12 protein-coding genes are annotated in these 13,691 nt (G+C 71.4%); 5 read left to right on the forward strand and 7 right to left on the reverse strand.

What is annotated here, in order from left to right; translation table 11 throughout:
- Positions 1–22 precede the first annotated feature (22 nt).
- From LXT12_RS04380 to LXT12_RS04400, 5 genes are all read right to left on the reverse strand, one after another.
- Positions 23–1,435 carry a TolC family protein gene (locus LXT12_RS04380; protein ID WP_233389857.1) on the reverse strand — a complete coding sequence of 471 codons (1,413 nt, stop codon included), beginning with the start codon at positions 1,433–1,435 and terminating at the stop codon, positions 23–25.
- A gap of 128 nt (positions 1,436–1,563) precedes the next feature.
- A complete protein-coding gene (locus LXT12_RS04385; RefSeq protein ID WP_233389859.1) occupies positions 1,564–2,766 on the reverse strand; it encodes an HlyD family type I secretion periplasmic adaptor subunit in 1,203 nt (400 codons plus the stop codon).
- Positions 2,763–5,135 carry a type I secretion system permease/ATPase gene (locus LXT12_RS04390; protein WP_233389861.1) on the reverse strand — a complete coding sequence of 791 codons (2,373 nt, stop codon included), beginning with the start codon at positions 5,133–5,135 and terminating at the stop codon, positions 2,763–2,765. The genes LXT12_RS04385 and LXT12_RS04390 overlap by 4 nt, the downstream gene beginning before the upstream one ends.
- The gene (locus tag LXT12_RS04395) at positions 5,136–6,986 is read right to left on the reverse strand and encodes an O-linked N-acetylglucosamine transferase, SPINDLY family protein (RefSeq protein WP_233389863.1); all 1,851 of its coding nucleotides are present in this window, start codon (positions 6,984–6,986) and stop codon (positions 5,136–5,138) included. It abuts the gene before it with no gap.
- Positions 6,987–7,123: 137 nt separating this feature from the next.
- Positions 7,124–7,633, reverse strand: a complete 510-nt coding sequence (locus LXT12_RS04400; protein ID WP_233389865.1) for a DUF1993 domain-containing protein — start codon at positions 7,631–7,633, stop codon at positions 7,124–7,126.
- Positions 7,634–7,796: 163 nt separating this feature from the next.
- On the opposite strand from LXT12_RS04400, the gene LXT12_RS04405 reads away from it, so the two are divergent.
- The 3 genes from LXT12_RS04405 to LXT12_RS04415 all read left to right on the forward strand — a co-directional run bounded on the left by LXT12_RS04405 (position 7,797) and on the right by LXT12_RS04415 (position 10,025).
- Positions 7,797–8,804: a D-2-hydroxyacid dehydrogenase family protein gene (locus tag LXT12_RS04405; RefSeq protein WP_233389867.1), complete on the forward strand. Its 1,008-nt coding sequence runs from the start codon at positions 7,797–7,799 to the stop codon at positions 8,802–8,804.
- Positions 8,801–9,349, forward strand: a complete 549-nt coding sequence (locus tag LXT12_RS04410) for a chromate transporter (protein ID WP_233389868.1) — start codon at positions 8,801–8,803, stop codon at positions 9,347–9,349. The genes LXT12_RS04405 and LXT12_RS04410 overlap by 4 nt, the downstream gene beginning before the upstream one ends.
- A 133-nt stretch (positions 9,350–9,482) precedes the next feature.
- Positions 9,483–10,025: a chromate transporter gene (locus tag LXT12_RS04415; RefSeq protein ID WP_233389870.1), complete on the forward strand. Its 543-nt coding sequence runs from the start codon at positions 9,483–9,485 to the stop codon at positions 10,023–10,025.
- 6 nt (positions 10,026–10,031) lie between these two features.
- Here LXT12_RS04415 and LXT12_RS04420 read toward each other — a convergent pair whose 3' ends face one another.
- On the reverse strand, positions 10,032–11,012 hold the full coding sequence (locus tag LXT12_RS04420) for a GlxA family transcriptional regulator (RefSeq protein WP_233389872.1): 981 nt from the start codon (positions 11,010–11,012) through the stop codon (positions 10,032–10,034).
- Positions 11,013–11,119: 107 nt separating this feature from the next.
- Between LXT12_RS04420 and LXT12_RS04425 the strand changes: the two genes are divergently transcribed.
- Both LXT12_RS04425 and LXT12_RS04430 read left to right on the forward strand, forming a co-directional pair.
- Positions 11,120–11,722, forward strand: a complete 603-nt coding sequence (locus LXT12_RS04425) for a DJ-1/PfpI family protein (protein ID WP_233389874.1) — start codon at positions 11,120–11,122, stop codon at positions 11,720–11,722.
- Complete coding sequence (locus LXT12_RS04430) at positions 11,719–12,900, forward strand: acetylornithine transaminase (RefSeq protein ID WP_233389876.1); 1,182 nt, start codon at positions 11,719–11,721, stop codon at positions 12,898–12,900. The genes LXT12_RS04425 and LXT12_RS04430 overlap by 4 nt, the downstream gene beginning before the upstream one ends.
- 142 nt (positions 12,901–13,042) lie before the next feature.
- Here LXT12_RS04430 and upp read toward each other — a convergent pair whose 3' ends face one another.
- A complete protein-coding gene (gene upp / locus LXT12_RS04435) occupies positions 13,043–13,675 on the reverse strand; it encodes a uracil phosphoribosyltransferase (protein WP_233389877.1) in 633 nt (210 codons plus the stop codon).
- Positions 13,676–13,691: the final 16 nt, after the last annotated feature.

Here is a 13,691-nt window from a genome sequence, read left to right on the forward strand (position 1 = left end):
GCCATGCCGCACGAGAGGGGCGTCAGCGCAAGGGTGTCGCGACGCCGCGGCCCATGCTCCAGATGAGGGCCACGATCTGCTGGGCGTCGAACATCGCATTCACATGGGCGACGCGCATGGAGTAGTAGTCGCCTTCGGCCGCCATCACGTCGAAGAGGGAGCGGCGGCCGAGCTGCTGCCACTGCTGCAGCGTGGAGGCGCGCACGCGGTCGCTGTTGCGCAGGATGTCGACGATGCGGCGGGCGCGGTCCAGCGTCGAGGTGCCCACCTCGTGCATCTCCAGCAGGCGGTAGCGCTTGGCCTCGATGGCCTCGTCGCGCTGCAGCACGGTGGCGCGGTAGCGCTGCACGGCAGCGCTGGCCTGGGCCTGCGCGCCGGGCTGCAGGATGGGGATGGTGACCGAGACGCCGGCACCGATGTCCGTCGTGCGCGAGTCGCCGGGATGGGGCGTGCGCAGCATGGCGCTGGCGTTGCCGGTGAGGTTCACCGTGGGCTTCTGCCCGGCGATGACCGACTCCGCGAAGCTGCGCTGCGAGCGCGCCTGCGCCTCGGCCTGGGCGATGTCGGCGCCCATGAGGATGTCGGACTGCATCTGGTCGAGGTCGGGCAGCAGGGACAGCGTGGGCGTCATGCCGATGCTCGGCGGCAGCGGCTCGCCCACCAGGCGCTTCATGCGCACCTCGGTCTGGCGCAGGGCCGACATGGTCTGCTCCAGCGACAGGTCGGCCTGCTGTAGGCTCTTCTGCGCCTGCACCAGCTCGCTGGCGCGGCCCCGGTCGGCCTTGGTGATGATCTCCAGCGCATCGACCAGGCAGGCCATCTTGCGCACATATTGGGTGTAGACCTGGCCCTGCAGCACGTAGCGGCTGCGGTCCAGGGCCAGCGTGACGACGTTCAGCGACAGCTGCTCCTCGGCGCTGCGCTGGCCTTGCAGGGCGACCTCGGCGAGCTCCTTGCGCCATTCGGTCAGCTTGGCGATGCGGCCGAAGTCCCAGACGGGCATGCCGGCGCTGAGCGTGGCGGTGAACTGGCCGCCGCGCGCCACGTTGTTGCCGCCGATGGACTGGTTCACGCCATTGGCGCCGATGCTCAGCGTCGCCGTGGGCAGGCCCATGGCGCGCGTCTCCTCGAGGTCGAAGCGGGCGGCCTCGGCCAGCAGGCGCACGGCGCCCAGCGCCTTGCTGCGCGCCAGCGTCGCGTCGATGAGGGACTGCAGGGCGGCGCGCGGGTCGCCGCTGGTGGTCTCCAGGGCGCTCATGTCGCGGCCCAGGCGCGACAGGCCGGCATCTTCCTCGTTGCAGCGACCCTGGCTGGGCGCCGCCTCGGCCACGGGGGCGGGCGGCGGGGCTGCCTTGGGCGCGCGCGCCTGCGCGAGCGCGAGCGGGCCGAGGGCGGCCAGGGCGAAGACGACGAGGGGACGGATGGGGTACAGCATGGCCCCGTCACTAGACCATCCGAACCCCGCCTCCAAAGCCCCGAAAAGCGGGTCAGCGCCCGCCCTTGTTCAGTGTTGGGCCGGGCGCCAGGCCGCTCCCGAGCCGGCCCGGCGGGCGACGGGCGCTTTCACCGCTCGCGCAGCGCTTCCTGCGACTTCATCATCGGCCGCAGCAGGTAGCTCAGCACCGAGCGCTCGCCGGTCTTGATCTCGACGACCGAGGTCATGCCGGGGATGACCGGCAGGGGCTCGCCCTTGTACTTGAGGTTGTTGCGCTCGGCCGTGACGACGACGCGGTAGTGGCCCTCGCCCGACTTGTCGCCTTCGGTGACGGCGTCGGGGCCGATGTAGGTCACCTTGCCCTCCAGGCCGCCGTAGGTATTGAAGTCGTAGCCGGCGAGCTTGATCTCGGCCTTCTGACCGAGGCGCACGAAGCCGATGTCCTTGGGCTTGATCCGGGCCTCGACCAGCACCTTGGGCCCGATGGGGGCGATCTCGAGGATGGGCGCGCCGCTGGCGACGACGCCGCCGATGGTGGCGGCCTTGACGGTCTTGACGACGCCATGCACCGGCGACTTCAGCACCGTGCGCGTCAGTGCGTCCTGGCGCACCACCATCTGCTCGTCGAGCTGGGCTAGCTCACTCTGCACGCGCACCAGTTCCTGGCTGGCTTCCTGGCGGTAACGCGACAGCCGCTCGGCGCGCTGCTGCTGGATCTCGTTGACCTGGCGGTTCAGCCGCATGACCTCGACGTCGCTCATCAAGCCGTGGGAGGCCATGTCCTGGGCCAGCCTGAGTTCCTTGCTGATCATGCCCAGGCTGCGGTTGATGGCGGCCACCGACTCGTCGAGCAGGCGGCGGCGCGCCTCGAAGGATTCGGCCTCGCCCTGGGCGTAGCGGCCCTTGGGGTCGACGTCGGCCGGCCACTGGATGGCGCTGCGGCCGTTGGCCTCGGCGGTGAGCCGCGCTGCGGCGGCCTTCAGCGCCAGCAGCTTGGCCTGGCCTTCGGCCTGCTGGGCCTCGACGCGGGTGGGGTCGAGCGTGGCGAGTTCCTCGCCGGCCTGCACCTCCTGGCCCTCGCGCACCTTCATCTCGCGCAGGATGCCGGCGTCCAGGCTGGCGATGACCTGCTCGCGGCCGTCGGGCACGATGCGGCCGTCGCTGCGGGTGATCTCGTCCACCTTGGCCAGCGCCGACCAGGCGACGGCCACGGCGACGACGGCGCACAGCAGGTACAGGGCCCAGGTCGCCCGCGGCAGCGGCTCGTCGATCTGGGCGGCATGGATGGCGCTGACGAACAGGCCTTCCTCGCGGGTCAGGGCCTTGCTCATACGGAGGCGGAGCGCTGCACGGGCTGGGCCGAGGGATGCAGGTGCACGCCCTCGCCGCCCGCAGCGTTGGGGGCGGCCGGGCGCACGCCGGACAGCGCCGCCAGCACCTGGTCGCGCGGGCCGTCCATGACGACACGGCCGCCGTCGACGACGACGATGCGCTGCACCAGCTCCAGCACCGCCGGCCGGTGGGTGACGACGACGAGGGTGGCCGAGCCGGCCGCGTCGCGCAGCTGGCGCAGGAAGGCCATCTCGCTTTGCGCGTCCATGGAGCTGGTGGGTTCGTCCATCAGCAGGATCTGCGGCTTGGTGACCAGGGCACGGGCCAGGGCGACGAGCTGGCGCTGGCCGCCGGACAGCAGCTGGCCCATCTCGCCGACGGGCAGGTCCCAGCCCATGGGATGGCCGGCGACGACGCGGTCCAGGCCGGTCAGCTTGGCCACTTCGACGAGGCGGCCGGCATCGAGGTGGGCACGGCCCATCAGCACGTTGTCGCGCAGCGTGCCGACGAACAGGCGCGGCTCCTGGCTGACGAAGCCCACCCGAGAGCGGAACTCGGCCGGGTCGACCTGGCGCAGGTCGATGCCGTCCACCTCGACCATGCCTTCGGTCGGCTGGTAGAGGCCGCCGAGCAGCCGCAGGATGGTGGACTTGCCGCTGCCGATGCGGCCGAGGATGGCCACGCGCTCGCCGGCCTCCAGGCGCAGCGTCACGTTGCGCAGCACCTTGGGCGCCGTGCCCTCGGCGGCGTGCTGGCCGGCGTGGGGCGCGGCGGCCGGGTAGGCGAAGCCCACGTCGTGCAGGCCGACCTTGCCGGTGATAGTGGACAGCGGCACGTAATTGCGGCTGCTGTCGCGCTCGACCGGCGCGTTCATCATCTGGTTGAGCGACAGCATGGCCGCGCGGGCGCCCTGGTAGCGGGTGGCCAGGCTGACGAGGCTGCCCAGCGGCGCGATGGCGCGGCTGGCGAACATCACCGAGCCGATCAGCGCGCCCGACGAGATCACGCCGTCGCGGATCAGGTAGACGCCCCAGACCAGCAGGATGAGGTTGACTGCCTGCTGCAGGGTGCTGGAGATGTTCATGCTCCAGCTCGACAGGGCGCGGGCAGTCAGCGCCGTGTCGGCCACGATGGCGGTGGTGTGCTCGTAGCGGCGCAGGAAGCGGCCCTCGGCGCCGGAGGTCTTGAGGTCTTCCAGGCCTTCGAGGGACTCGACCAGGGTGCCGTGCAGGTCGGCCGTCTCCTGCATGTTGGTGCGCATGGCGCGGCGCAGGGCGCCCTGGATGGCCCAGGACAGGCCCATGATGACCGGCGCGGCCAGCACCAGCACCCAGCCCAGCGGCCCGCCGATCACGAAGGTCATGCCGATGAAGATGACCAGGAAGGGCAGGTCCGACAGCGCCGACAGCGTGGCCGAGGTGAAGAACTCCCGCACCATCTCCACCTGCGCCAGGTAGTGGGCATAGGAGCCGGCCGAGGCGGGCTTGTGCTCCATGCGCACGCCCAGGGTCTGGCGGTAGAGCTTGGCGCCGATGACGAGGTCGGCCTTGCGGCCGGCCAGGTCGATGAGGTGGGAACGCAGCTGGCGGGCGAAGAGGTCGAACAGCAGGGCCACGCCGGCCCCGACGGCCAGGGTCCACAGCGTGACCATAGCCTGGTGGGGGATGACCTTGTCGTAGATGACGGAGGTGACCAGCCCCGACACCAGCATCAGCACATTGGACAGCAGCGCCGCCAGCATGGACGCCCGGTAGTAGGGCGTGAAGCGCTTGAGCGTGCCCCACAGCCAGTGCGAGGCCAGGCCCTTGTCGGCCAGCTTGAGCAGGGGCGTCTCGGTACGCGGCTTCTGGGCCGACTCCAGCGGCGAGACGGCCAGCATGAAGCCGCTGTACTCGGGCTCCAGTTCGGCCGTGGTGGCCGGCACGGCCGCCGCCTCGGGGCCGGGGAAGACCACCTCGTAGCGGCAGGCGCCCGGCGCCACGGCGGCGGGGTCGTCCAGGCGGCGCACCAGCACGCAGGCGTCGCCGCCGCCGAGCAGCAGCACGGCCGGCAGCAGCAGGCCGTGGATGTCGTCGATGCGCTTGCGCAGCAGGCCGGCGTTGTAGCCCGCCTCGCGCATGACGCGGATGGCGCCGTCGGGCGTCAGCAGCCCGTCGACCGGCGCGCCGGCGCGCAGCGAATCGGGCGAGCGCGGCTTGCCATGGTGGGCGGTCAGCCAGGACAGGGCCTGCAGCAGCGGATCGCCGGCCGGCTGGCTGGTCAGGTTCTCCAGCGGGTCGGGCGGCGGCGGCGGCTCCCCGTTGGCGGCCAGGCGCAGGCCCGGCGCCTGAGGCTGGCCGTCGAAGAAGGGGTCGTGCTGGCGCGGCATTTAGGCTCTGGCGCGGGCCTCGAGGGCCAGGCGCTCGAACTCGCGCTCTATATCGCGCACCGTGGCCGGAATGTCAAACAGCGGCGAAGCGCGGCCGTGCTCGGCCAGGTAGCGCTTGTAGGAGGCGATGCGGGCCGGCTGGTTGCCGAGCTGCACGGCGCGCTGCTCGTACTCCTCGAGGCTGGTCGTGATCAGGTCGGGCAGGCCGACCGCCGTCAGCAGGCTGCCGGCCATGCGGGAGATGTAGGTGCGACCCGAGCGGGTGAGGATGGGCGTGCCCATCCAGAGGCAGTCGCTCGCCGTCGTGCCGGCGTTGTAGGGAAAGGTGTCGAGGAAGAGGTCGGCCAGCTGGAAGCGAGCCAGGTAGTCGGCCGGCTGGGCGCGCGGCGCGAACACCAGGCGCTCGGCGGCGACGCCCTCCTCGGCGGCGACGCGGGTCAGGTTGGCCTGGGCGAAGGGGTTGTCGGCCAGCAGCCACAACACGCTGCCCGGCACCTGGCGCAGGACGCGCATCCAGCAGCGCCAGACCGGCTCGCTCATCTTGTGGTTGTTGTTGAAGGCGCAGAAGACGAAGCCGTCTTCCGGCAGCCCGGCCTCGGTGCGCGTGGGCGCCGGGTTGGCGACGCGCTGGCGGTCGCTGACCTGGTAGCAGTGCGGCAGGTAGATGGGCTTCTCGGTGTGATACGGCAGGGACTCGGGCGGCATCACGTAGCGGTCTGCGATGATCCAGTCCTCCCCCGGGATGGCCGAGGTGGCCGGCAAGCCCAGGTAGCCCACCTGCACCGGCGCGCCGCGCCACGCCAGGATGCCGGGCCGGGCGCCGCTGGTCAGGCCCTGCAGGTCGACGAGGACGTCGATGCCGGCCTCGGCGATCATCTCCGCGGCGCGGCGGTCGTTCACGCCGTGCAGCGGGTGGTAGTGGTCGAAGCCGGCCTTGATGCGGGCACGCAACGGCGTGCCGTCCTCGCGGCTCCAGCTGAAGGCGTGGACCTCGAACTTCTCGCGGTCGTGCAGCCCGTACAACTCGGCCGTCAGCAGGCCGACGGCGTGCATGTGCAGGTCACCGGAGAGGTAGCCGATGCGGATGCGGCCCTCGCGCTTGCGGCCCAGGTGCAGCGGCGGCTCGGTGACCTTGGCCACCTTCTCCAGCACGAAGCGCTGGGCGGTGAGCAGTTGCAGGGCGGGGTCGTCGCTCTCGTCGAGCATGCCCAGCAGCGAGGTGCTCATCAGCAGATGGTTGTGCGTCACCTCGCCGAAAGTCTCGTAGACGGGCCAGGCGCACTGCTTCTGGCGGATGTGCACGTAGTGCTGGGCGACGTCGCTCTGGCGCGGGTCCAGCTCCAGCGAGCGGCGCATCAGCGCCTCGGCCTCGTCGTAGCGCTTGAGCTGCTCCAGCAGCCGAGCGGCGTTGTTCAGGGCGTGCAGGCGCAGGCTCAGCGGGTCGGTGCCCACGCCCTCGGGCGCCTCGGCCTCGTAGACGCGGCGCCATTCGGCCAGGGCCTCTTCGGGGCGGTCCTGGTGCTCCAGCTGGTGGCCCAGGTTCAGCCGCGCCTGGGCGAAGTCCGGCGCCATGGACAGCGCCATGCGGTAGACGGTCTCGGCATCGCCGTGCCGGCGCTGCTCGCCCAGGATGGCGCCCCAGTTGAAGCAGGCCACATGGCGCAGCGGCGAGGCGGTCGCCGCCACCCAGGCCTGGTAGACCAGGCACGCGGCGTCGTGGGCGCCGGCCTGCTGCAGGCGCGAGGCCGCCTCCATGGCCTGCGGCAGGGGCCACTGCCCGCTGCGGGCCAGCGCCAGCCACTGCTCGACGAGGGCGAGCCCTTGGGGCTGGGTGGCGGGGGGCGCTGACATGTCCATGCGGCGGGCGGCTTGAGCGGATCGTCCAGCGATTTTCAAGCCCCGGGCCGCCGCCGGGCCGGCCGAATAGGCCAGGGAATGCGCAGCATTTCCCGGCCGGGCCGGGTCAGACGTGGGGGTACGGCCTGCGCTCAGCCGCCCAGGTAGTCGGTCTTGCCCAGCGGCACGCCGGCATGGCGCAGCAGCGCGTAGGTCGTGGTGGCGTGGAAATAGAAGTTCGGCAGGGCGAAATGGCGCAGGTAGTCGATGCCGGAGAACTTCAGCGGGTCGCCGCTGCGGCGCGGGATGGTGATCTCGCGGCTCTCGGCGCCCTCGAAGGCGGCGGCAGGCACGGACAGCACGTAGTCGCGGGTCTTGCGGATGCGCTCGGCCAGTTCGTCCAGCGAGGCTTCGTTGTCCTCGTACTTGGGGACCTCCTGGCCCGCCAGCCGGGCCACGCAGCCCTTGGCGGCGTCGCTGGCGATCTGGATCTGCTTGGGGAAGGGCAGCATGTCGGGCGCCAGGCGCAGCGTCAGGTAGACGTCGGTCGAGAACTTCTTGGCCTCGGCATGGGCCTTGGCGGCCTCGAGCCAGCGCAGCATGTTGTCGAGCATCCGCGCGAACACGGGGGCGCTCGCGGCGTGCATGGAGATGGGGGTCATCGGGGTTGCCTCCTTTGGGGGAAACCGATGGTAGCCATCAGGCCAAAGGCTCATGGCGCCACGGGGCACAATGCCCCTCGAACATGCAACCCCCACGCTCTCTTCGTTCGCTGCACTCCACGGGGGCGCCGGCGCCCGTCGGACGGCCGAGCGGGCACTGGTCATGAACGTCATCATCCTCGACGACTATCAGGATGCCGTGCGCAAACTGCGCTGCGCGGCCAAGCTGGAACCCCTCAACGCCAAGGTCTTCACCAACACCGTCAAGGGCATAGGCCAGCTCTCCGTGCGGCTGCGCGATGCCGAGGTGCTGGTGGCGATCCGCGAGCGCACCGCCTTCCCGCGGCAACTGCTCGAGAAGCTCCCCAAGCTCAAGCTGATCTCGCAGACGGGCCGGGTGGGCAGCCACATCGACATCGAGGCCTGCACGCGGCTGGGCATCGCGGTCGCCGAGGGCGTTGGCAGCCCGTTCGCGCCGGCCGAGCTGACCTGGGCGCTGATCATGGCGTCCATGCGCCGGCTGCCCCAGTACATCGGCAACCTCAAGCACGGAGCCTGGCAGCAGGCCGGGCTCAAGGCGGCGTCCATGCCGGCCAACTTCGGCGTGGGCATGGTGCTGCGCGGCAAGACGCTGGGCGTGTGGGGCTATGGCCGCATCGGCCAGCTCGTGGCCGGCTACGGGCGGGCCTTCGGCATGAAGGTGATGGTCTGGGGCAGCGAGGCCTCACGCCTGAAGGCCGAGGCCGACGGCCACGTCGCCGCGCCCAGCCGCGAAGCCTTCTTCGCCGAGGCCGACGTGCTGTCCGTGCACCTGCGGCTGTGCGACGCCACCCGCGGCATCGTCACCAGCGAGGACCTCGCCCACATGAAGCCGACCGCGCTGTTCGTCAACACCTCGCGGGCCGAACTGGTGACCGAAGGGGCCCTCGTCTCGGCCCTCAACCGCGGCCGGCCGGGCATGGCGGCCATCGACGTCTTCGAGAGCGAGCCCATCCTGCAAGGCCACCCGCTGCTGCGCCTGGAGAACGCCGTCTGCACCCCGCACATCGGCTACGTCGAGCAGGACAGTTATGAGATCTACTTCGACGCCGCCTTCGACAACGTGCTGAACTTCATCCACCACGAGCCGACGAACATCGTCAACCCCGAGGCCTTGAAGGTCCTGCGTTGAACCGCCCCGAATCGCTGACCCAGCTCTTCGTCGCCTTCTCCCGCCTGGCGCTGCAGGGCTTCGGCGGCGTGCTGGCCGTGGCCCAGCGCGAGCTGGTGGAGCGGCTGCAGTGGATGAGCAAGGAAGAGTTCGTCGAGACCCTGGCCATCGCCCAGGTGCTGCCTGGGCCCAACGTGGTGAATCTGTCGATGATGATCGGCGACCGCTTCTTCGGCCTGCGCGGCGCCATCGCGGCGCTGGCCGGCATGCTGGTCGCGCCCGCCATCATCGTGCTGGCCCTGGCCGCCGCCTACGGCGAGCTGGCCCGCCACCCGGTCGCCGTGGACGCCCTGCGCGGCATGGGCGCCGTCTCGGCCGGCCTCATCCTGGCCACCGGCATCAAGCTGCTGCCGGCGCTCAAGAAGAGCCCGCTCGGCCGGCCGCTGGCCCTGGCCATGTCCCTGCTCGCCTTCGTGCTCATCGCCCTGCTGCGCTGGCCGCTGGTCTACGTGCTGGCCCTGCTCGGCGGCTGCGGCATGGCGGTCGCGTGGTGGAAATTGAAGTGAAAGACAAAGGCAACCACAGAGGCACGGAGCCACAGAGCCAACACAGAGGCTTCTTTCTCTGTGCCTCTGTGCCTCTGTGGTTGCATTTCTCTTCTCGTGTAGTGCCGAGCGGAATCCGCCATGGACAACTGACATGAGCACGCCGCCCGACCTCGCCAGCCTCTTCCTGCACTTCCTGACGCTGTCGCTGCTGTCCATCGGCGGCGCGATCACGACGGTGCCGGAGATGCACCGCTACATCGTCGACCGCATGGGCTGGCTCAGCGACACGCAGTTCACCGCCTCCATCGCCCTGGCCCAGGCCGCGCCGGGGCCCAACATCCTCTTCGTGGCGGTGCTGGGCTACAACGTCGCCGGGCTGTCCGGCGCCGTCGCGTCCATGGCGGGCATCATGCTGCCGTCCACCGTGCTCACGCTGACCGCCACGCGCTGGGCACGGGCCAACCGCGAGCACCTCGGCGTGCGGGCCTTCTCGGCCGGCATGATGCCGCTGACGCTGGGCCTCATCATCGCCACCGGCTGGCTGCTCGCCCTGCCCTTCCTGCGCGTGGAGGCCCACCGCTGGGGCACGCTGGCCCTGATCGCCGTCACCGTGCTGCTGACGCTCAAGACCCGCCTCGGCCTGGTCTGGATGGTGCTGGCCGGCGGGGTACTGGGAGCGCTCGGCCTGGTCTGACGACGCTCAGGCCGCCACCGATGCAGCGGCCGGCCGGAAAGCCGCGGGCGGCCGGCCGAGCAGGCGCAGGAAGGCACGCCGCATGCGCTCGGTGTTGCCGAAGCCGCACTCCACCGCGACGCGCAGCACCGAGGCCGCCCCGCCCTCCAGCGCCGCGCGCGCCGCCTCCACGCGCAGCCGCTCCACGGCCTCGGCCGGCGTGGCGCCGGTCTCGTCGCGGAAGCAGCGGGCGAAGTGGCGCGGGCTCATGCAGGCCCGGGCGGCGAGGTCGTCCACGCGGTGGTCGCGGCGCAGGTCGCGCCTGACCTCGTCGAGCAGGGCGCCAAAGCGGCCTTCCGGGCGCTGCAGGTCCAGCAGCGGCGAGAACTGCGACTGGCCGCCCGGCCGCCGCCGCTCGACCACCAGTTGGCGCGCCGCCTCCCGCGCGACCTCCTCGCCGTGGTCGTGCGCGACGAGGGCCAGGCAGAGGTCGATGCCGGCCGTCATGCCGGCGCTGGTCCACAGCTCGGGCTGGCCGCGCGACCGGGCGGCAGGCTCGCGCACGTAGATGCGGTCGGGCTGCAGGCGCACGGCCGGGAAGTCGCTCGCGAACTGGCGGCTGCGCGACCAGTGCGTCGTCGCCGTGCGCTCGTCCAGCAGCCCGGCCGCGGCGAGCACCAGGCTGCCGCTGCAGATGCTGGCGATGCGGGCGCCCGAGCGACTGGCGCGCCGCAGCCAGGCGACGAGGCGGGCGTCGCGGCAGGCAGCATCCACGCCGTCACCACCGATGACCATGACGAGGTCCAGGTCGCCCAGGCGCCGCGGCAGGCCCTGCACCGGCCAGGCCACGCCCGCGGAGCTGCGCACGCTGGGCGGCTGGCTGGCCACGAGGCGCCAGTCGTAGCTGCCCGGCCGCTCCAGCCGCGCCACCTCGAACACGGCCATGGGGCCGGCCAGGTCGAGCTGCTGGAAGCCGGGGAAGAGCACGAAGGCGATGCGGCAGGTCATGCCGGCATGATGGCAGAAAAGGTGGGAACTGCGTCATGGCGGCCATCGTCGGAACGACCCACACTGCCGGCCATCGACATCGCATCAGCGGCAGGAGGCCGCATCGCATGAAGCTCGGCATCCTGGTTTTCGACGACGTGGAGCTGCTGGACATGGCCGGCCCCTACGAGGTGTTCACCACCGCGGCGCGCGTGCACGGGCGCGGCCAGCCCGCGGGCACGGCGCCGCTCTTCGAGGTGGTCACGCTGGCCCGCGAGGCCGGCCCCGTGCGCGCCCGCGCCGGCCTGCGCCTGCAGCCCGACTTCACGCTGGACGATCACCCGCCGCTGGACGTGGCCGTGGTGCCCGGCGGCGTGGTGGACGCCGAGCTGGCCCGGCCGGAGGTGGTGGCCTGGGTCGCCGCCCAGCGCCGCACCGCGAGCGTCCTGGCCTCGGTGTGCACCGGCGCCCTGCTGCTGGCCCAGGCCGGCGTGCTGGACGGCCTGGAGGCCACCACCCACTGGGAAGACCTGGACGCCCTGCGCGCCCTGCGCCCGGCCGTGAAGGTGCGCGAGGGCGTGCGCTGGATCGACCAAGGCCAGGTCATCACCTCGGCCGGCATCTCCGCCGGCATCGACATGAGCCTGCACCTGGTGCAGCGCCTGCACGGCCGCGAACTGGCCATCCGCACGGCACGGCAGATGGACTACGACTGGAGGGACCGGTCATGAGCGGCCTGGGCGATGACCTCATCACCATCACCCAGCGGCCGGACATCGTCTTCGCCGAGGGCCAGGGCAGCTGGCTGACCGACGAGGCCGGCAAGCGCTACCTCGACCTGGTGCAGGGCTGGGCCGTCAACAGCCTGGGCCACTGCCCGGCCATCGTCACCGAGGCCCTGCTGCGCCAGTCGCGGCGGCTGGTGAACCCCAGCCCGGCCTACTTCAACCGGCCGCTGCTGGACCTGGCCGCGCGCCTCGCGGAGCTGAGCGGGCTGGAGCGCGTCTTCCTCGCCAGCTCGGGGGCCGAGGCCAACGAGGGCGCCGTCAAGCTGGCGCGGCGCTGGGGCCGTCAGGCCAAGGGCGGAGCCCACGAGATCGTCGGTTTCGACGGCGGCTTCCACGGCCGCACGCTGGCCATGATGAGCGCCTCGGGCAAGCCAGGCTGGGACGAGCTGTACGCGCCCATGCCGGCCGGCTTCGTCAAGGCACGCTTCAACGACATCGCCTCGGTGGAGCGGGCACTCTCGCCCCGTACGGCGGCCGTCATGATCGAGCTGGTACAGGGCGAAGCCGGCGTGAACCTGGCCGACCGCGGCTTCGTGCGCGAGCTGCGTGCCCTGACGGCCGAGCGCGGCGTGCTGCTCGTCGTCGACGAGGTGCAGACCGGCATCGGCCGCTGCGGCCACACCTTCGCCCACCAGCTCTACGACGTCGAGCCCGACGTCATGACCCTGGCCAAGGGCCTGGGCGGCGGCGCGCCCCTGGCCGCCCTGCTCTGCCGCGAGCGCTTCAACTGCTTCCTGCCCGGCGACCAGGGCGGCACCTTCTGCGGCAACCCGCTGATGGCGGCGGTGGGGCTGGCAGTGGTGGGCGAGGTCTGCCGCGACGGCTTCCTGGCCGGCGTGCGGCAGCGGGCCGAGCAGCTGTCGGCGGGCCTGCAGGCAGTCTCGCGCGACCACGGCCTGCTGGGCGAGCGTGGTGCCGGCCTGCTGCGGGCCCTGGTACTGCCGTCGGACAACGCCGCCGACGTGGTGGCCGCGGCCCAGGCGCTGGAGCCGGCCGGCCTGCTGCTGAACGCGCCACGCCCCAACCTGCTGCGCTTCATGCCGGCGCTGAACATCGGAGACCGAGACATGGACATGGCGCTGTGCCTGTTACGTCAGGCGCTGCGAACCGTGCTGGGTTGAAGCGAAAACCAAGCACGCCACAGAGGCACAGAGGCAGCGGGATGGAGGTCTCTCTGTGCCTCCGTGCCTCTGTGGCTGTGTTTCAAAGTCGCGCCGGGCCGGCGCACCAGCCTTTGACCGCGTGAAACGCTCGCCGAAGCGCTCAGCCTTCCTTGGTGCCGAAGATCTTGTCGCCGGCGTCGCCCAGGCCCGGGATGATGTAGCCCACGTCGTTGAGGTGGCTGTCGATGGCGGCCGTCCAGCAGCGCACGTCGGGATGGGCGGTGGTCAGCGCCTTCACGCCCTCGGGCGCGGCCACCAGGGTCAGCGCGCGCACGTCGCGGCAGCCGCGGGCCTTGAGCAGGTCGATGGTGGCGATCATGCTGCCCGCGGTGGCGAGCATGGGGTCGATGATGAGGGCCGTGCGGGCCTCGAGATTGCCGACGAACTTGTCGAAGTAGTTGACCGGCTTCAGGGTCTCGTGGTCGCGCGCCAGGCCGACGACCGAGACCTTGGCGTTGGGCAGGATGTCGAGCACGCCGTCCAGCATGCCCAGGCCTGCGCGCAGGATGGGCACCACCGTGACCTTGCGCCCGGCGATCTGGTCGACCTCGGCCGGGCCGCTCCAGCACTCGATGGTGACCTTCTCCAGCGGGAAGTCGGCCGTGGCCTCGTAGGTCAGCAGCCGCGCCACCTCGCCGGTCAGCTCGCGGAACTTCTTCGTCGAGATGTCGGCCTCGCGCATCAGGCCGATCTTGTGCTTGACGAGGGGATGCTTGACTTCGATGACGGCCATGGCGGGTCCTAGTTTT

Source organism: Pelomonas caseinilytica, from assembly GCF_021353235.1.
Taxonomy (GTDB): Bacteria; Pseudomonadota; Gammaproteobacteria; order Burkholderiales; family Burkholderiaceae_C; genus Pelomonas; species Pelomonas caseinilytica.